Origin of the sequence: Salinarimonas sp. (genome assembly GCF_040111675.1) — a bacterium.
Lineage (GTDB): Bacteria > Pseudomonadota > Alphaproteobacteria > Rhizobiales > Beijerinckiaceae > Salinarimonas.
On record NZ_CP157794.1, the window covers coordinates 5,309,331 to 5,327,328 of the forward strand.

Genomic DNA, 17,998 nt, shown 5'->3' on the forward strand with positions numbered 1-17,998 from the left:
TGCCCGCAGTATGGCGGGGCGGACCCGGGAGGGAAACAGGCGCGGTGCGGATCGGGCATGGGGCCCGGTGCTCCTGCGCGTGCGGCGACGCCGGCTTCTGCTTCGAACCCGCGCCTCGATTCCACGCGTCAGGAGCGCAGGTTGAACACCCGGTGCGGCACGAACTCGCCGCGCTCGATCGTGCCGGTGGAGACCAGCACGCCGCCGAAAGTGGCGTAGGCGGGACCTTCGACCGGCGCGTCGCGGCCGCGCAGGATCACCGACTGGCCGCGCATCAGCCGCGCCGCCGCGTCGCGGGAGACGGGGACCTGATCGAGCTCGCCCAGCGCCGTCTGCACGGGGAGGACGAGATCCTCGAGGGACGGCGCCTCGCCGGCCTCGGTGGCGGCGCGGAAGGCCTCGAGGTCCTCCGCCTCCACGGTGTCCTCCTCGGTGAAGGGCCCGACGCGGGTGCGGCGCAGGGAGGAGACGTGGCCGAGGCAGCCGAGCCGCCGGCCGAAATCCCGGGCGAGCGCGCGGACATAGGTGCCGCGGCCGCATTCGGCCTCGAACACCGAGGTGTCGCCGGTATGCGCCACGAGGGACAGGCGGTCGATCTCCACCGGGCGGGCCACGAGCTCCACCGCCTCGCCGTCGCGGGCGAGGTCGTAGGCGCGCTCGCCGGCGATCTTGATGGCCGAGAACTTGGGCGGGATCTGCATGATCTCGCCGATGAAGTCCGGCAGGATGGCCTCGATCTCCGCCGGGCTCGGGCGCGCGTCGGAGCGGCCGACGGCCTGGCCCTCGGCGTCGTCCGTGTCGGTCTCGACGCCCCAGGTGACGGTGAACAGGTAGGCCTTGCGACCGTCCATGACGAAGGGAACGGTCTTCGTCGCCTCGCCGAGCGCGATGGGCAGCAGGCCCGAGGCCAGCGGGTCGAGCGTGCCGGCATGGCCCGCCTTCTTGGCGTTGAGCGCACGCTTGACCATGGCGACCGCCTGGGTCGAGGTCGTGCCGACCGCCTTGTCGAGCACCACCCAGCCGTTGACGTCCCGGCGCTTGGGCCGGTCCGGGCGCGGGCCGCGCTTGCCGCGGGAGCCTCGCGTCGGCGCCTCGCCCGGGCGCGGGGCGTTCTCGCCGGCGGGGGCCGTGTTGGTCTCGTCGCTCATCGTGGAACCCATCTCGTCCAATCCGGAAAGCGCCTGACGCGTCAGGCGTCGTCTTCGTCGCCCGCCTCGGGCGCGGCCTCGACGTCGCGCCGCACCCGCTCGGAGCGCAGCAGCGCGTCGATGCGGGCCGCCTCGTCGAAGCTCTCGTCGCGGCGGAAGCGCAGGTCCGGCGCGAATTTCAGGTTGACCCGCCGGGCGACCTCGCCGCGCAGGAGCTTCTTGGAGCGGTCCAGCGCGCCCAGCACCGCCGCCTCGTCCTGGCCGCCGAGCGGCATGACGTAGGCGGTGGCGAGCTTGAGGTCCGGCGACATGCGCACCTCCGGGATGGTGACGACGTGGCTCGTCAGCACCGGGTCGGGCAGGTCGCCGCGGGTGAGCACGTCCGACAGCGCGTGGCGGACGAGTTCCGCGACGCGCTGCTGACGCTGTGTGGGGCCGGCGGATGCGAAACGCTTCGCCATGGCGGGCGCCTCCTTCGCGGGCCCGCGCGGGCCCGCCGATACGACGCGTGCGCCGCGCCCGGCTCGGGGCGCGGCTCACGCGTGAGGGGATGAAACGGCCCGCGCGGCGCGGGGGTTCGGACGCCGCGCCGCGCGGGAAACGAGATGGCCCGGGTGGGCGCCGCGCGTCAGAGCGTGCGGCGCACCTCGTGGACGAGATAGCACTCGATCACGTCGCCCTTGCGCATGTCCTGGTAGTTCTCGAAGGCCATGCCGCATTCCTGGCCGGCCACCACCTCGCGCGCGTCGTCCTTGAAGCGCTTGAGCTGGGAGAGCTTGCCCTCGTGGATGACGACGTTGTCGCGGATCAGGCGGACATGCGCCCCGCGCTGCACGACGCCGTCCTGGACGCGGCAACCCGCGACCTTGCCGACCTTGGACACGTTGAAGACCTCGAGGATCTCCGCCTCGCCCAGCCGCTCCTCGCGCAGCTGCGGGGGAAGCATGCCCGACATGACGGCTTTGATGTCGTCCACCAGGTCGTAGATGATGTTGTAGTAGCGCACCTCGACGCCGACGCGCTCGGCGGCCTCGCGGGCCTCCTTGTGCGCGCGCACGTTGAAGCCGAGCACCACGGCCCCGGACGCCTCGGCGAGCGTGACGTCCGACTCGGTGATGCCGCCGACGCCGGCATGGATGACGCGGGCCGCGACCTCGTCGTTGCCGATCTTGTCCAGCGCGCCGACGATGGCCTCGAGCGAGCCCTGCACGTCCGCCTTGACGACGAGCGGCATCTCCTTGCGGCCGACGCCTTCCTTGAGGTCGCGCATCATCTCCGCGAGCGAGCGGGTGGCGCCGCCGGTGCGCGCGGCGAGGCGCTCGCGCTTCTGGCGGGCGCGGTACTCGGTGACCTCGCGGGCGCGCGCCTCGTTCTCGACGACCGCGACGCGATCGCCGGCCTCGGGCGTGCCGTTGAAGCCGAGCACCTCGACCGGAACCGACGGACCGGCCTCCTTCACCTGCGCGCCGATGTCGGAGACGAGCGCGCGCACGCGGCCCCATTCCGAGCCGGCGACCACGATGTCGCCGGTCTTCAGCGTGCCGCGCTGGACGAGCACGGTCGCCACCGGCCCGCGGCCGCGGTCGAGCTTGGCCTCGACGACGGTGCCCTCGGCCGCCCGGTCCGGGTTGGCCTTGAGATCGAGGATCTCGGCCTGGAGCGCGAGGCCCTCGAGCAGCTCGTCGAGACCCGCGCGGGTGACGGCGGAGACCTCGAACTCGAGCGTGTCGCCGCCCATGGACTCGACCTGGACGTCGTGCTGCAGGAGCTCCGTGCGGACGCGCTGCGGGTTGGCCGACGGCTTGTCGATCTTGTTGATCGCCACGATCATCGGCACGCCGGCCGCCTTCGCGTGGGAGATCGCCTCGACCGTCTGCGGCATGACGCCGTCGTCGGCCGCGACCACCAGCACCACGATGTCCGTCACCTTCGCGCCGCGGGCGCGCATGGCGGTGAACGCCGCGTGGCCGGGCGTGTCGATGAAGGAGATCCGGCCGCCCGACGGGCTCGTCACCTGGTAGGCGCCGATGTGCTGCGTGATGCCGCCGGCCTCGCCCGCGACCACGTTGGTCTTGCGGATCGAATCGAGCAGCGAGGTCTTGCCGTGGTCGACGTGGCCCATGATGGTCACGACCGGCGGGCGCGCCCGCAGCGACTCGTCGGCGTCGGCCTCGGCGAAGAGGCCCTCCTCGACGTCGGACTCGGCCACGCGCTTGACGGTGTGGCCCATCTCCTCCGCGACGAGCTGCGCCGTATCGGCGTCGATCACGTCGGTGATCTTGTGCATCTCGCCCTGCCGCATCAGCAGGCGGATCACGTCCACCGCGCGCTCGGCCATGCGGTTGGCGAGCTCCTGGATGGTGATCGTCTCGGGGATGATCACCTCGCGCGCGATCTTCTCGCGGTCGGCGGACTGGCCCTTGCCCTGCAGGCGCTGCATGCGGCGCTTGAAGGAGGCGACCGAGCGCGTGCGCTCCTCGTCGCCGGCGAGAGCCTTCGTGACCGTCAGGCGGCCGCGGCGGCGATCCTCGCCGCCCTTCGTCGCCTTCGGCGCGGGCGGCGCCTTGGGCGCGCCCTTGCGGCCGCGGGGCGCCTCCTCCTCGGCGGCGGGACGGGCGCGCGCCGGCGCGCCGGCGGCGGGCGCCGCGGCGGGACGGGCGGCCGGCTCCGCGGCCTTGGCGGCCGGGCGCTCCGGCTTGACCTCGGGCTCGGGCTCCGGCGCGGGACGCGCCATGAAGTCGAGGCTCGCCGGCTTGCGGGCGTCGGCGCGCGGCACGATCGTGCGCGGCGGCAGGCCCGGACGCGGCGGGGTGGCGCGCGGCGTGGGACGCTCCGCGGCCGCCGGCTTGGCGGCGGCCGTCTTCGCGGCTGCGGGCTTGGCGGCGGCGGCGGGCTCGGCGGCGGCCGCAGGTTGCGCCGCGTCGGCCTTCGGCTCCGCGGGAGCGGCCTGCGGCGCCTCGGCGGCGGGCGCGGCCTCGGCGGCCTTGGCGGCCTCCTCGGCCTCGCGGCGGGCGCGCTCCTCCGCCTCGCGGCGGCGCTCCTCGTCGGCGCGCGCCTCGGCTTCCGCCTCGGCGCGGGCCTTGGCCTCGGCCTCCTGGCGGCGGCGCTCGTCTTCCTGCCGACGGCGCTCGTCCTCCTCGCGGCGGCGGGCGTCGAGCAGGGCGGCGGCGCGGGCGTCCCGCTCGCTCTCGGAGAGCGTGCGCAGCACCTGCCCGCCCGGACGCGTCGGCGTTCCCGGGCGCGGCGCCTTCTGCGCCGGCGCCTGCGGCGCGGCGGGCTTCGCGGTGGCGGGCGCCGCCTCCTTCGCCTCTGCCGGCGGGCGGGTGCCGCGCTTGCGCTCGACGACGACCTGCTTGGTGCGCCCGTGCGAGAAGCTCTGACGCACCGTACCCTGCTCGACGCGGGGCTTCAGGCTCAGGGTCTTCTGCGGCGCGTGCAGCGTCTTGTCGCCCGGGGTTTTCGTATCAGACATTCCGCTCACAATCCTGCGGGTTCGTATCGTCGGCGTCGGCCTCCTCGGGGTCGAGGGGCGCGGCCGCCATGGCGATGGATCCGCGATACACGCTTAGCCGTCCCCAGCGCTCCAGGAAGACGCGGCTTCCGGCGCCGGAGACGAGGGCAGCATGTATCACATGAGACCGCCCCAAAGCCAAATCCAAATCGTGGCCGGACAGCTCCGTCACGACCGGAATCCGCTCCGCGGCGTCGCCCAGGCGCCGTCGCAGCGCCTGAGCGATCTTCCTCTTGCCGTCCTCCGCCGCTTCCGCGGCGTGAACGAGGGCGGCGATCGGCTTCGAGACGATGGTCTTCACCACCGTGTCGAAACCGGTCACGACCCGCCCCGCCTTGTTGGCGAGGGCGAGGCCCTGGCGGAGATCCTCGACCAGAGCGACGTCGATCGCCGCGGCGAGATCCTCCGGGACGGTGACCGGCGCCTTGAGGCCCCGGGCGAAGAGCCGGCGCCTCGCCGCCTCCTCCACCGCCTCGCGCCTGGCCGATACCCATACGCCCCGGCCGGGCAGCTTGCGTTTCAAGTCCGGCGTCACCACCCCGTCGGGGGAGGCGACGAACCGGATCAGCTCGTCGGGCGAGCGGACCTCGCGGGTCGCCACGCAGGTGCGCTGCGGCTCGCGGCGCGCGTTGCGCCAGCGGGACGCCGCCTTCGCGGCGGCGCGGTCCTGAGCTTCGTCGCGCGGCACGCCCGCTTCGCCCTCGCTTCTCGTCCGTTCCTCAGCTCGGATGAGCTTCGGTCCCCTCGGCGCCGCCCTCGGCCTCGCCGTAGCTCTCCGCGCCCTCGTCGTGGCCTTCCTCGAGGCCTCCCTCGACGCCTTCCTCCTGGCCCTCCTCGGCCGGCGGCTCGATCCAGCCCGCGCGCACGCGCGCGTCCATGATCATCGCCTCGGCCTCGGCCCGCGACAGCTCGAAGCCGTCGAGGAAGCCCGGATAGCGCTTCGCCTCCGCGCCGCGGCCTTCCGTGTAGCCCACGAGATCGTCCGTGGCGCAGCCGGCGAGGTCCTCCATCGACTTGACGTCGTTCTCGCCGAGCGCGACCAGCATGCCGCTGGTGACGCCCGTCACCTCGCGCAGCTCGTCTGCGACGCCGAGCTCGACGCGCTTGGCCTCGTTCTCGGCCTCGATCTTCTCCAGATGCTCGTTGGCGCGCATCTGGATCTCCTGCGCCGTCTCCTCGTCGAAGCCCTCGATCGAGGCGATCTCGCCGAGGTCGACGTAGGCGATCTCCTCGATGTTGCGGAAGCCCTCGGAGGCGAGCAGCTGACCCACGACCTCGTCGACGTCGAGCGCGTCCTGAAACAGGGTGGTGCGCTCGGTGAACTCCTTCTGGCGGCGCTCGGATTCCTCGGCCTCCGTCAGGATGTCGATGTCCCAGCCCGTCAGCTGCGAGGCGAGGCGCACGTTCTGGCCGCGCCGCCCGATCGCAAGGCTCAATTGGTCGTCCGGGACGACGACTTCAATACGCTCGTTGTCCTCGTCGAGCACCACCTTGACGACTTCCGCCGGCTGCAGCGCGTTGACGATGAAGGTCGCCTCGTCCTGCGACCAGGGAATGATGTCGATCTTCTCGCCCTGCAGCTCGCCGACCACGGCCTGCACGCGCGAGCCGCGCATGCCGACGCAGGCGCCGACGGGATCGATCGAGGAATCGCGCGAGATCACCGCGATCTTGGCCCGCGACCCCGGGTCGCGGGCGACCGCGCGGACCTCGACGATGCCGTCGTAGATCTCCGGGACCTCCTGGCCGAACAGCTTGGACATGAATTGCGGATGCGTGCGCGACAGGAAGATCTGCGGCCCGCGGGTCTCGCGGCGCACGTCGTAGAGATAGGCGCGCACCCGGTCGCCGGGGCGGAAGGTCTCGCGCGGGATCAGCTCGTCGCGGCGGATGATGGCCTCGGCCCGGCCGAGATCGACGATGACGTTGCCGTACTCGACGCGCTTGACCAGCCCGTTGACGATCTCGCCGACGCGGTCCTTGAACTCGTCGTACTGGCGGTCGCGCTCGGCGTCGCGCACCTTCTGCACGATGACCTGCTTCGCCGACTGGGCGGCGATGCGGCCGAAATCGAAGGGCGGCAGCGGCTCGGCGATGAAGTCGCCGATCATGGCGGCGGGGTTCTTGCGCCGCGCCTCCTCGAGGGAGATGTCGGTGGCGTCGTTCTCGACCTGCTCGACCACGTGCAAGAGGCGCGAGAGCGCGATCTCGCCGGTCTTCGGGTTGATCTCGGCGCGCACCTCGGTCTCGCTGCCGTAGCGCGAGCGCGCGGCCTTCTGGATGGCGTCCTCCATCGCGGCCAGCACGATCTGGCGGTCGATCACCTTCTCGCGGGCGACCGCGTCGGCGATCTGCAAGAGTTCGAGCCTGTTGGCGCTGACGGCCATCGCGTGTCACTCCTTCGACGAAGGGAAGTTGTCGTTGTCCTCGGAGGCGGGGCCCTCGGCCTCCTCCTCGCTCTCGATCGTCTCGTCCGCGCCCTCGGCCGAGGGCGCCGTGCCCCGCCTGAGCGACTCGCGGATCAGGTCGTCGGTCAGCACGAGCCGCGCCTCGCCGATGTCCGCGAGCGGAAGCCGGGCGAGCCGCTCCTCGGGCGTGGGCGCGTCGGGCAGCTCGACGAGGGCGTCCTCGCCCTCGACGCCGCGCACCAGGCCGCGGAACCGCTTGCGCGCGCCGACAGGCCGGGCCATCTCGACCTTGGCCTCGTGGCCGGCCCAGCGCACGAAGTCTCCGGGCCGCACCAGCGGCCGGTCGATGCCGGGCGAGGAGACCTCGAGATTGTAGGCGGTGGTCACGGGATCGTCGACGTCGAGCGCCGGCGAGATCGCCCGGCTCACCGTCTCGCAATCGTCCACGCCCATCGTGCCGTCCGGCCGCTCGGCCATGATTTGGACCGTGCAGCCGTTCTGGCTCGTGATCTTCACGCGAACGAGACGATAGCCGAGATCCTCGATCACGGGCTCGACGATGCTGGCGACCCGCGCGGCGAGGCCGGTCTCGGAGATCAGGCGTTCTTCCTGTCGGTCTTGCAGTCGATCCGCCACGGCGGCAAACATCCTCGTCGCTCGAAAGCTCTTCTCGGCGCGGGGGCGTCCCGCGCCGCGCTCCGGCCGCGGTCACAGCGGGGTCGGGCAGAGCCGACGCCCAATATGACAAAGGAGCGGACCCGGTGGGGCCCACTCCCGCGAGGCGACGCTTCCACGCCGCTACCAGAGCTGACGAGACGGGATATACGCGGCCTCGCGCATTTGTTCAACCCGGGTTCGCCCGCATTCGCACGGGAGGCGCAACAAATCGCTTACGAAAGGGCACTAGTGTCCCTGCGTCACGCGGGGGCGCAGCCCTCCGCCGCGCGCCAGGAAGAGCCCGCCGCATGGACATCCTCGGATCGCTCGTCGCCGACGTGGAGGACGCCGTATCCAACGGCGACCCGTCGCGGCGCGTCGAGACGCTGCGGCGGATGACCGATCTCTTCATCGAGCAGGCCCCGCACCTGGCGGACCTGCACGTCGCCGTCTTCGACGAGGTGATCCTGCGGCTCGCCCGCGGCATCGAGTTCCGGGTGCGCGTCGAGCTCTCCGAGCGCATCGCCGACACGACGAACGCCCCGCGGGGCGTGCTGCGGGACCTCGCCCTCGACGACGAGATCGCGATCGCCCGCCCGGTGCTCGAGCGCGCGATCCGGCTCGACGAGGAGGATCTCGCCGCGGTGGCGGCGCAGAAGAGCCAGGAGCACCTCCTCGCGCTGTCGCGTCGCCCGAGCCTCTCCGAGCGCGTCACCGACATCCTGGTCGACCGCGGCGACGAGCGCGTCGTCTGCGCCGTCGCCGAGAACGAGGGCGCCTGCCTGTCCGACCGCTCGCTGGCGGCGCTGGTCGACAAGGCACGCAGCGACGAGACGCTCCAGGCCGCGCTCGAGGGCCGCGCCCGGCTCGGCGACGAGCAGCTCGCCCAGCTCGTCGCCATCGCCCGCGAGAAGGCCCGCAGCAACATGCGCGACGCGCTCGGGCCCGGCTTCGTCATCGACGGCGACGCCTTCGACGACGCGGTCGACGACGCCGCCGAGGATCTCGCGCGCACCGCGAGCTACAAGGCGCTGGTCGACGATTTCGCCGACGCGGCGCGCACCGTCTCCGCGGCGGCGGGGAGCGGCGGCCTCGACGAGGAGACCATCGCCGCCTGGGCGCGCGAAGGGCGGATCGAGGATGCGCTCGCGGCCATCGCCCACCTCGCCGGCGTGCCGACGCCGGTCGTGGCGCGGGCCTACCACTCGAACCATTACGACCCGCTGCTCTTCTTCGTGCGCTCGCTGAAATTCGGCTGGGCGACCTTCAAGGCCTTCCTCGTCGCCAAGGCCGGGCGCGAGCTCACCGACGAGGTCCACCGCTCCGCCTTCGCCGCCTACCAGCAGCTCTCCGTCTCGACCGCCCAGCGCATCGTGCGCTTCACCGCGATGCGCGAGCGGACGCTGGAGGCGGAGGGGCTGTGAGGGCGCTTCGTCGTATCTCCCTGCCCCAGCCATAGACGCGCACAATTCGAGCGATCGACTCAACCGTCTCTCGAATCCCCCTCGCTAGTCTCCGGTCGGGAGGCACGAGGAGCCATGAACGCGATGCCCGCTCTGATTCGAGAGGTCGACGACGCCATTGCTCGGGGGACGACCGCGCGCCGCGCGGATCACCTGCGCAAGGTCACCGATCTCTTCCTGCGCGACGCGCCGGCCTTGACCGACGATCAGGTGGACCTGTTCGACGTCGTCATCGCCCGGCTCGCCGCCGCCATCGAGGCCCGCGCCCGCGCCGAGCTCGCGGAGCGCCTCGCCGACGCGCCGAACGCGCCGCGCGGCGTGATCCGCTCGCTCGCCCACGACGAGATCGCCGTGGCGCGGCCGGTGCTGGAGCGCTCGAACCGGCTGTCCGACGAGGATCTCGTCGCGGTCGCCATCGCCAAGGGGCGCGAGCACATGCTCGCGATCTCGAGCCGGCGGAGCCTGAGCGAGCCCGTCACCGACGTGCTGGTCAAGCGGGGGGACCGGCGCGTGGTGCATGCGGTCGCCGGCAATCCCGGCGCGCGCCTCTCGGAGGGCTCCGTGGGCGCGCTCGTCGACCGCGCCCGCATGGACGAGCCCCTGCAGGAGCTGCTGCAGGAGCGCGGCGACCTGCCGGAGGAGCATCTGCGCCAGCTCGTCGCCGTCGCGCAGGAGACCGCGCGCCGGCGCCTCGCCGCCGACGCGCCGGCGGGCGTCGATCTCGACGAGGCGGTGGAGATCGGCGCGAGCTCGGTCCGCGCGGCCGTCCTGCCCGAGGGGCGCGACCTCGGCGCGGCCTACGCCGCGGTCTCGCGCATCGCCGCGACGCGGCCGATCACCGAGGCCGACGTCGCGACCTATGCCCGCGACGGCAAGGCGGACGAGGCGATCTGCGCCATCTCCTTCGCCGCCGATCTCGGCCTGCCCACGGCCGAGCGGCTGTTCAAGGCGGGCGATTCGGAGCTTCTCGTGGTGGTGGCCCGCGCCCAGGGCTGGGCCTTCGGGACGCTTGAGCCGCTGCTGAAGCTGCGCGAGCCGGAGAGCGCGACGGCGCCGCACGCCTTGAAGCGCGCCCGCGACGCCTTCGAGCAGCTGCGCCCGCAGACGGCGCAGCGCGTCGTCCAGTTCCTCAAGGCGCGCGAGGCCTCGCAGAAGCGCGCGGCCGAGGCCGCCGCCCAGCGCCAGCTGAAGGCCCGGATACGCTGAGAGGAGCCTCAGCCCCAGGGCCGGCGACGGCCCCAAGGCGCCGCGCCGCTCCGCGCCGCGCCGCTCCGCGCCGGGGCGGCGGTCTCGCCTCCCCCGCCGCCGATGCCCAGCTCCCGCGCCAGATCGACGAGCGCCGCGACGCGGTTCTCCGTCGCCGGGTGGGTGGAGAACATGCCGTCGATGGCCCCGCCCTCGAGCGGGTTGACGATGAACATCGAGGCCGTGGCGGGGTGGCTCTCGGCGTCCGGATTGGGCGTGCGGGCCACCCCGCCGGCGATCTTGCGGAGCGCCGAAGCGAGCCAGAGCGGGTTGCCGCAGATCTCCGCCCCGATCCGGTCCGCCGCGTATTCCCGCGAGCGGCTGATCGCCATCTGGATGATCATGCCGCCCAAGGGCGCGAGGAAGATCATGGCGATGAGCGCGATCGGGTTCTGCCGCTCGCCGCCGCGCATGCCGCCGAACAGGAAGCCGAACTGGGCGAGCGTCGCCAGCGCGCCGGCGAGCGTGGCGCTCACCGTCATGGTCAGCGTGTCGCGGTTCTTCACGTGGGCGAGCTCGTGCGCCATGACGCCGGCGAGCTCCTCGCGCGAGAGCGATTGCAGGAGGCCCGTCGTCGCGGCCACCGCCGCGTTCTGCGGATTGCGGCCGGTGGCGAAGGCGTTGGGCTGGGGATTGTCGATGACGTAGACCCGCGGCGGCGGCAGGTCCGCGCGCCGCGCGAGATCGTGCACCATCGCGACGAGCTCCGGCGCGCTCGCCGCGTCGACCTCGCGGGCGTGGTGGGCGCGCAGCGCCAGCTTGTCCGAGTTCCAGTAGGCGTAGGCGTTGGTCGCGGCCGCGAGGCCGAGCGCGATCAGCATGCCGCCCGTGCCGCCGAGCCAGTAGCCGACGACGCCGAAGAGCGCGGTGAGCGCGGCGAGGAGGAGTGCGGTCTTGAACACGTTCATCGCGGATCGGGCCTTGGGCGGGGGTCCCCTTTCGGGGCGCGCGCGCCTATATGGACGCAACGCAGATGTGGGAACGCCGTCCCGCTGGCGGCAAGAGGTTCGTCGAATAGGCTCCCGAAGGAGAAGCGCGGCATGCAGGACGAGACCACCCGCGACGCCCCCGCGGAGAGCGGGGAGACCCTGCCCGGCGCGGCGCCGGGCAAGGCGCTGACGCCCGCGGCGCAGCGGGCGCTGGAGGAGGCCGCGGCGCGCCGCGCCGCCATCGACGCCCGCGCCGCGGAGATTTCGGCGACGCCCGAGACCAACGGCCGCGGTGGTCTCGAGCCGGTCCGCTACGCCGATTGGGAGATCAAGGGCATCGCCTGCGACTTCTCCTGAGCGGCGCCCGCCTCAGCGGCTCGCCGTCTCGCCCGCGAGCGTCAGCTCGAGGTATTTCGCCGTCACCGGCTCGATCTGTGCGGCGACGCGCTTGGCCATTGCCTCCTCCTCGGCCAGCGACTGGCGGAAGGCGGAGACGTGGGCCGTGTCTCCGGCGCGCTCGGCGATCGAGATCAGCGAGCGGTAGGCGGCGATCTCGTAGTTCTCCAGAGCGTGGTCGGCGTAGAGGTTCTTGAGGATCTCGTCCTGGGCCGGCGAGTGGAAGATCGCGGCCGCGTTGCCGGCGGCGCCGAGCACGGTCTCCTTCACGGTGGACGGCCGGGCGCCCTGGCCTTCGAGCGCGGTCTCCAGCCGGTCGCGCTGCTGCTTCGTCTCGGCGATGTGCGCCTCCAGGATCGCCTTCATCTCCGGATAGCGCTCCAGCCGGTCGACCTGGCGCTCCATGGCCTGGAGCGCCTCGAGCTCGAGGGCGTGGGTGTTCTTCAGCGCGGTCACGTAGGTGGACTGCAGGTCGGCCATCACGGACCTCCTTTTCGTCACGGTTTCGGATCGCACCCGAACGGACGCGGCCACGGCAGGGTTCCGGAGCGCTCCCGCGACTCATGGCGACCGCGGCGCTGATGACAGCGCGGCGGCGATATGCCATCCCTCGGCGTCATGTCGCCGCTCCTCGCCACCGCCATCGGCTTTCTCGCGATCCTCTCCTGGGGATTGCTCGCGCTGTTCACCGCCGCGTCCGGCGTGATCCCGCCCTTCCAGATGAACGCGATGTGCTTCGCGATCGGCGGGCTCCTCGGGCTCCTCACGCTGCCGTTCCGGCCGGGCGCCGTACGGGCGCTGATCCAGCCCTGGCGGGTCTGGGCGCTGGGCGTGGGCGGCCTGTTCGGCTACCACGCGCTCTATTTCGCGGCTCTGCGCCTCGCCCCGCCGGCGGAGGCCTCCCTCGTCGCCTATCTCTGGCCGCTGCTCATCGTCGTCTTCTCCGGCTTGCTTCCGGGCGAGCGGCTGAAGGCGATCCACGTCGCCGGCGCGCTGATCGGCTTCTCGGGCGTCGTCGTGCTCGCGCAGGGCCAGGGCCTCGCGGCGCGGGTCGAGGACGTGCCGGGCTATCTGCTGGCGCTCGCGGCGGCGCTGTTCTGGTCGTCCTATTCGGTGCTCTCGCGCCGGGTCGCGAGCGTGCCGACGGACGCCGTCGTCGGCTTCTGCTTCGCCACTGCGATCCTCTCGCTCGCCTGTCATCTCGCCTTCGAGACGACGGTCTGGCCGGCGGACACGACGCAATGGCTCGCCGTCCTCGCGCTCGGGCTCGGGCCGGTGGGCGCGGCCTTCTACGCCTGGGACATCGGCTGCAAGCGCGGCGACATCCGCCTCCTCGGGGTGGCCGCCTATTCCGCGCCGGTGATCTCGACGCTCGCCCTCGTCGCCACGGGCTACGCCGCGCCGACGCTGGCGCTCGCGGCCGCCTGCGCGCTGATCGTGGCGGGGGCGCTGGTGGCGTCCGGGGACAAGCTCCTGCGGCGGCGCCCCGCCGGCGCGTGAGCTTCCCCACCTCTCGCGCCGCGTGCTACACCACGGCCCCCGTCCAGCCCGGAGCCGCCCGATGAAGCCGCTCAACACCGTCTTCACGAACCTGCCGACCACGATCTTCGAGGAGATGTCGCGGCGCGCGCGCGAGACGGGAGCCGTCAATCTCGGCCAGGGCTTCCCGGACGATCCCGGCCCGCTCGACGTGCGCGAGGCGGCGGCGAAAGCCGCGGTCGAGGGCTGGAACCAGTACCCGCCCATGCTCGGCCTCCCCGAGCTGCGCGCCGCGATCGCCGCGCACTACGCCCATTGGCAGGGCCTCGATCTCGATCCCGAGCGGGAGGTGATGGTCACGTCGGGCGCCACCGAGGCGCTGGCCGGCGCGCTGATGGCGATCCTCGAGGACGGCGACGAGGTGGTGCTGTTCGCGCCGATGTACGACGCCTACCTGCCGCTGGTGCGCCGCGCCGGCGGCGTGCCCCGCGTCGTCACCCTCCAGCCGCCGCGCTTCGGCCTCGACGAGGCGGCTTTGCGCGAGGCCTTCTCGCCGCGCACCAAGGCGGTGCTGTTCTGCAATCCGCTGAACCCCACGGCGACGATCTTCTCCGACGAAGACCGGGCGCTGCTCGCGCGCCTGTGCGTCGAGTTCGACGCGATCGCCGTCTGCGACGAGGTCTGGGAGCACGTCGTCTTCGACGGCGCCCGCCACCGGCCGCTGATCGCCGAGGCGGGCATGCGGGAGCGGACGGTGAAGATCGGCTCGGCCGGCAAGATCTTCAACCTCACCGGCTGGAAGGTCGGCTTCGTCTGCGCCGCGCCGGCGCTGCTCGGCACGCTCGCCAAGGCGCACCAGTTCCTCACCTTCACGACGCCGCCGAACCTCCAGGCCGCCGTCGCCTACGGGCTTTCCAAGGACGACGCCTTCTTCGAGGAGCTGCGCGCCGATCTCCAGCGCTCCCGCGACCGCTTCGCCGCCGGGCTCGCCGATCTCGGCTTTCGCGTCATCCCGGCGGCGGGCACCTACTTCCTCACCATCGACATCGCCGACCACGGCGAGGACGACGTCGCCTTCTGCCGCCGGCTCGTGACCGACCACGGCGTCGCGGCCATCCCGGTCTCGGCCTTCTACCCGGGCGGGGAGGTGACGAACGTGGTGCGCTTCTGCTTCGCGAAGACGGACGCGACGCTGGACGCGGCGCTGTCGCGGATGCGGGGGGTGTGAGTCACGGCCTGGAGAGGAAGGCCAGGGCCACGGCCACCGCGACGAGCACGGCTCCGCTCGCCCGGCCGAGGATCGCCCTTCGGCCGCGCAGGGCATCGAGCCCGCCGAGCGCGGCACCGGCGCCGGCATAGGCCGACGCCGTGACCACCTCGATCGCGATGTAGGCGAGCCCCAGCCCCAGGATCTGGACCGTCGCCCCGCGCGGGTCCGGCACGAATTGCGGGATGAAGACCGCGAAGAGCAGATAGGCTTTCGGATTGCCGACGGCGACCGCGAACTCGCGCCGCGCCAACGCTCGCGCGTCCTTCGCGCCGGGCGCGTCGTCGCCGGCCGGATCGGGCCGGCGCATCATCGCCACCCCGATCAGCGCGAGAACGACCACGCCGATCCACTTCACGACCGCGAACGCCCGATCCGACGCTTCGAGCACGGCGCCGATCCCGAAGGCGACCGCAGCGGCGATCACCACGAACGCCGCCACCCGCCCGGTGAGGCTGAGGAGCGTGGTGCGAAAGCCGATCGTCGCCCCATGCGCGAAGGACAGGAGATTGTTGGCCCCGGGAGCGGCGGCGACGAGCAGCGCCGCCGCGAGGAAGGAGAGCAGGTGAGGGGAAAGCCCTTCGCCGAGCATCTGATCCCGCTATTCCGAGGCGGGACGGCTCACGCCTTGCGACCGAGAATACAGTGGTCGAAGATCGGTGCCTCGTCCACCGAGAGGCGATGGAGCCGGGCGACCCCCGGTCCGGGCGCGGGGGCGGCGCTTGCGGATGCCGAATCCGTCGGACATACTCGGCAACATGTCCGACGGGAGCCGATCATGCCCGAGGTAAAGCCGAAGCGACAGCACATGCAGCCGGAGCAGGCGCGCTCCGCGCGCGGCCGCAGCCGCCGTCGTACCCTCGACCCGGTGGTGGCCGAGCGCGTGGAGCAGGCGCTCGCACGCCTGAAGGAAGACGGCCGCCTGGCAGGCGATCGGGGGCGCAGGCTGAGCGTCCGGGTCGACCCGGGGCTCGTCGCCGCCGCGGCGGAGCGTGTCGGCACGGAGAACCCCACCGAGATCATCGAGAGTGCACTGGCGCTCCTGGCGTCTCCCGATCCGTTCGTGCACTGGTTCCTGACCACGCAGGACCGACTGCCCGAGGACTTCGAGCTTGCGATCTGACACCGCGCTGTCGATCGCCGAGCGTCACGACCCCGCTCTGCATACGAAGCCGTTCTGCTATCGCGGGCGGGACTCGCTTCCCTTCGACGCAGCGGACGTGCCCAAGCTGCCGCTGCTGCTCGACACCACCGTCTACATCGATCGGCTCCAGGGACGATTGCCGCCGGCACTCGTCCCGCTGCTGACGCTTCATTCGGTGAGGCACAGCGCCGTCGCCTGCGCCGAGCTCACGATCACGCTCGGCATGCTCGATCCCGCGCATCCCGGCACCCCGCAGGTGGCCGCCGCCATCTCGAACGTGCTCCGCACGATCGACATGCGCCGCACGGTGGAGCCGTCCGCGGAGGCGTTCACCCAGGCCGGCGTACTGGCGGGAACGCTCGCGCGGACGCAGGGCCTCGCGCGGCCGAAAAGAGGTCTGAGCCCCGCCGACCGATGCTGCCAGGAGGGACGGCGCCGGGAGCTTCTCAACGACGCCCTGATCTACGTCTCGGCGATCGAGAGCGAGATGCTGCTCCTGAGCCGAAACACGAGGCACCTCGATCTCCTGCAGCAGCTCGAGCCGTCGTGGAACCTGCTGCTCTACGACGCCGTCGACCCTCGCACCTAACCCCTTGCACCCCAACCTCTCGTCTTCTACGTTGCCTCCGCGTCGGCGCCGCCGCGCTTTTCCCTCATCCGCACACGCTTAAACCGGGAGACCGCACGCGATGGGTCGCTTCCTCCCCACCCGCCGGGCGCTGGGCGCGCTCGTGTCCGTGTCCGCGCTGGCGCTCGCAGCGGGCGCCGCCGCCGCGCAGGAGCGCGTCGTCAACGTCTACAACTGGTCGGACTACGTCGACCCGCAGGTGCTCGAGGACTTCACCGCCGAGACCGGCATCCGGGTCGTCTACGACACCTACGACAACAACGAGATCGTCGAGACGAAGCTGCTCGCGGGGCGCTCGGGCTACGACATCGTGGTGCCGTCGGGCCCGTTCACCGAGCGCCTGATCAAGGCCGGCGTGTTCGCGCCGCTCGAGACGGACAAGCTGCCGAACCTCGAGAACGCCTGGCCGCAGATCGCCGAGCGGCTCTCGGTCTACGATCCGGGCAACGCCTATGCCGTGAACTACATGTGGGGCACGACCGGCATCGGCATCGACGTCGAGGAGGTGCGCGAGCGCCTCGGGCCGGACGCGAACCTCGAGACCTGGGACCTCGTGTTCGACCCGGAGGTGGCGTCGAAGCTGAAGGATTGCGGCATCCACGTGCTCGACGCGCCGGAGGACCTCTTCCCCACCGCGCTGAACTATCTCGGCCTCGACCCGGATTCGAAGGACGAGGCGGACCTCCAGCAGGCCGCCGATCTCCTCGCCGCGATGGCGCAGAACGTGCAGAAGTTCCACTCGTCGGAATACATCAACGCGCTGGCGAACGGCGACATCTGCGTCGCGGTCGGCTATTCGGGCGACGTGCTCCAGGCCCAGGCCCGCGCCGAGGAGGCCGGCAACGGCGTCGAGATCGCCTACATCGTGCCGGACGAGGGCGCGCTGCTGTGGTTCGACTCGTTCTCGATCCCGGCCGACGCGCCGAACAAGGACGAGGCGCACGCCTTCATCGACTTCATGATGCGCCCCGAGGTCGCGGCGGCGAACGTGAACTACGTCGCCTACGCCTCGGGCAACCTCGCGGCGAAGGAGTTCATCGATCCGGAGGTGCTGGCGAACCCGGGCATCTACCCGAGCGACGCCACGATCGAGAACCTGTTCACCAACACCGCCTACGACCCGCGCGCTCAGCGCTTCGTGACGCGCGCCTGGACGCGGGTGAAGACCGGCCGCTGACGAACGCGGAACGGCGAGAGGACGAGGAGGCCGGGTCCTGCGCCCGGCCTTTTCGCGTCGCCTCCGCTCAGCCGCGGGGGGCGCGCGGCGTCGGTCGCCAGCCGGGCGGGGCGAGCTCGAAGCCGGCGAAGTCGAAGCCCGGCGCCACGGTGCAACCCACGAGGGTCCAGGCGCCGAGCGAGGTCGAGGTCTGCCACCAGCCAGCGGGCACGAGGATCTGCGGGACCTGCCCGCGGGCGAGATCCGGGCCGAGATGGCGCGCCTCCGCGTCGTGGCCGTCCGGCGAGAGGGTCATCACCAGCGGCGCGCCGGCATAGTGGTGCCAGACCTCCGCGGCGTCGATCCGATGCCATTCGGACACGTCGCCGAGGCCGAGCAGATAGTAGATCGCCGTCGAGACTGGGCGGCCGGAGGCGTCGACGCGCTCGTCCCGAAAGGTCTCGCGATAGAAGCCGCCCTCGGGATGCGGCTGCAGATGCAGCCGCCGCACCACCTCGTCCGCCGTCAGCCCGTCGATCGCATGCGCCATGGTCCCCTCCCGTTCGG

Annotated in this window: 18 protein-coding genes; 8 read left to right on the forward strand and 10 right to left on the reverse strand. The window is 72.2% G+C overall.

The genetic code is table 11. The features are described 5' to 3' along the window. Window positions 1-128: 128 nt before the first annotated feature. From truB to rimP, 6 genes are all read right to left on the reverse strand, one after another. The gene (truB, locus tag ABL310_RS24730; RefSeq protein ID WP_349369645.1) at window positions 129-1,148 is read right to left on the reverse strand and encodes a tRNA pseudouridine(55) synthase TruB; all 1,020 of its coding nucleotides are present in this window, start codon (window positions 1,146-1,148) and stop codon (window positions 129-131) included. A 41-nt stretch (window positions 1,149-1,189) separates the two neighbouring features. Continuing rightward, window positions 1,190-1,609 (reverse strand): 30S ribosome-binding factor RbfA, encoded by a 420-nt coding sequence (gene rbfA / locus ABL310_RS24735; RefSeq protein WP_349369646.1) that lies wholly within the window; start codon window positions 1,607-1,609, stop codon window positions 1,190-1,192. 167 nt (window positions 1,610-1,776) lie between these two features. Further along, complete coding sequence (gene infB / locus ABL310_RS24740) at window positions 1,777-4,620, reverse strand: translation initiation factor IF-2 (RefSeq protein WP_349369647.1); 2,844 nt, start codon at window positions 4,618-4,620, stop codon at window positions 1,777-1,779. Further along, window positions 4,613-5,347 carry an RNA-binding protein gene (locus ABL310_RS24745; protein ID WP_349369648.1) on the reverse strand — a complete coding sequence of 245 codons (735 nt, stop codon included), beginning with the start codon at window positions 5,345-5,347 and terminating at the stop codon, window positions 4,613-4,615. The genes infB and ABL310_RS24745 overlap by 8 nt, the downstream gene beginning before the upstream one ends. A 31-nt stretch (window positions 5,348-5,378) precedes the next feature. After that, window positions 5,379-7,046 carry a transcription termination factor NusA gene (gene nusA, locus ABL310_RS24750; protein ID WP_349369649.1) on the reverse strand — a complete coding sequence of 556 codons (1,668 nt, stop codon included), beginning with the start codon at window positions 7,044-7,046 and terminating at the stop codon, window positions 5,379-5,381. 6 nt (window positions 7,047-7,052) lie between these two features. After that, window positions 7,053-7,703, reverse strand: a complete 651-nt coding sequence (rimP, locus tag ABL310_RS24755; protein WP_349369650.1) for a ribosome maturation factor RimP — start codon at window positions 7,701-7,703, stop codon at window positions 7,053-7,055. Between the two features lie 329 nt (window positions 7,704-8,032). Between rimP and ABL310_RS24760 the strand changes: the two genes are divergently transcribed. Beyond that, a complete protein-coding gene (locus tag ABL310_RS24760; RefSeq protein WP_349369651.1) occupies window positions 8,033-9,148 on the forward strand; it encodes a DUF2336 domain-containing protein in 1,116 nt (371 codons plus the stop codon). A gap of 123 nt (window positions 9,149-9,271) precedes the next feature. Further along, window positions 9,272-10,393: a DUF2336 domain-containing protein gene (locus ABL310_RS24765; protein ID WP_349369652.1), complete on the forward strand. Its 1,122-nt coding sequence runs from the start codon at window positions 9,272-9,274 to the stop codon at window positions 10,391-10,393. Window positions 10,394-10,401: 8 nt separating this feature from the next. Here the strand turns inward: ABL310_RS24765 and htpX are convergent, their stop codons facing one another. Further along, entirely contained in the window at window positions 10,402-11,340 is a 939-nt protein-coding gene (htpX, locus tag ABL310_RS24770; RefSeq protein WP_349369653.1) for a zinc metalloprotease HtpX, read from the reverse strand. A gap of 132 nt (window positions 11,341-11,472) precedes the next feature. Between htpX and ABL310_RS24775 the strand changes: the two genes are divergently transcribed. Continuing rightward, entirely contained in the window at window positions 11,473-11,718 is a 246-nt protein-coding gene (locus ABL310_RS24775; RefSeq protein WP_349369654.1) for a DUF1674 domain-containing protein, read from the forward strand. Window positions 11,719-11,730: 12 nt separating this feature from the next. Here ABL310_RS24775 and ABL310_RS24780 read toward each other — a convergent pair whose 3' ends face one another. Continuing rightward, on the reverse strand, window positions 11,731-12,240 hold the full coding sequence (locus tag ABL310_RS24780) for a ferritin-like domain-containing protein (RefSeq protein WP_374730353.1): 510 nt from the start codon (window positions 12,238-12,240) through the stop codon (window positions 11,731-11,733). A 135-nt stretch (window positions 12,241-12,375) separates the two neighbouring features. On the opposite strand from ABL310_RS24780, the gene ABL310_RS24785 reads away from it, so the two are divergent. Together ABL310_RS24785 and ABL310_RS24790 are read left to right on the forward strand one after the other, a co-directional pair. Beyond that, window positions 12,376-13,257, forward strand: a complete 882-nt coding sequence (locus tag ABL310_RS24785) for an EamA family transporter (RefSeq protein ID WP_349372125.1) — start codon at window positions 12,376-12,378, stop codon at window positions 13,255-13,257. A 61-nt stretch (window positions 13,258-13,318) separates the two neighbouring features. After that, entirely contained in the window at window positions 13,319-14,464 is a 1,146-nt protein-coding gene (locus tag ABL310_RS24790; RefSeq protein WP_349369656.1) for an aminotransferase, read from the forward strand. A 1-nt stretch (window position 14,465) separates the two neighbouring features. Here ABL310_RS24790 and ABL310_RS24795 read toward each other — a convergent pair whose 3' ends face one another. Next, the gene (locus ABL310_RS24795) at window positions 14,466-15,095 is read right to left on the reverse strand and encodes a LysE family transporter (RefSeq protein WP_349369657.1); all 630 of its coding nucleotides are present in this window, start codon (window positions 15,093-15,095) and stop codon (window positions 14,466-14,468) included. A gap of 186 nt (window positions 15,096-15,281) precedes the next feature. Here ABL310_RS24795 and ABL310_RS24800 point away from each other — a divergent pair, with 186 nt between their 5' ends. The 3 genes from ABL310_RS24800 to ABL310_RS24810 all read left to right on the forward strand — a co-directional run bounded on the left by ABL310_RS24800 (window position 15,282) and on the right by ABL310_RS24810 (window position 17,452). After that, window positions 15,282-15,626: a hypothetical protein gene (locus ABL310_RS24800; RefSeq protein WP_349369658.1), complete on the forward strand. Its 345-nt coding sequence runs from the start codon at window positions 15,282-15,284 to the stop codon at window positions 15,624-15,626. Further along, window positions 15,616-16,236 (forward strand): hypothetical protein, encoded by a 621-nt coding sequence (locus tag ABL310_RS24805; RefSeq protein WP_349369659.1) that lies wholly within the window; start codon window positions 15,616-15,618, stop codon window positions 16,234-16,236. Before ABL310_RS24800 ends, ABL310_RS24805 begins: the two co-directional genes overlap by 11 nt. A 100-nt stretch (window positions 16,237-16,336) precedes the next feature. Further along, window positions 16,337-17,452 (forward strand): polyamine ABC transporter substrate-binding protein, encoded by a 1,116-nt coding sequence (locus ABL310_RS24810; RefSeq protein WP_349369660.1) that lies wholly within the window; start codon window positions 16,337-16,339, stop codon window positions 17,450-17,452. Window positions 17,453-17,519: 67 nt separating this feature from the next. On the opposite strand, the gene ABL310_RS24815 is transcribed toward ABL310_RS24810, so the two are convergent. After that, entirely contained in the window at window positions 17,520-17,981 is a 462-nt protein-coding gene (locus ABL310_RS24815; protein ID WP_349369661.1) for a cupin domain-containing protein, read from the reverse strand. Window positions 17,982-17,998: the final 17 nt, after the last annotated feature.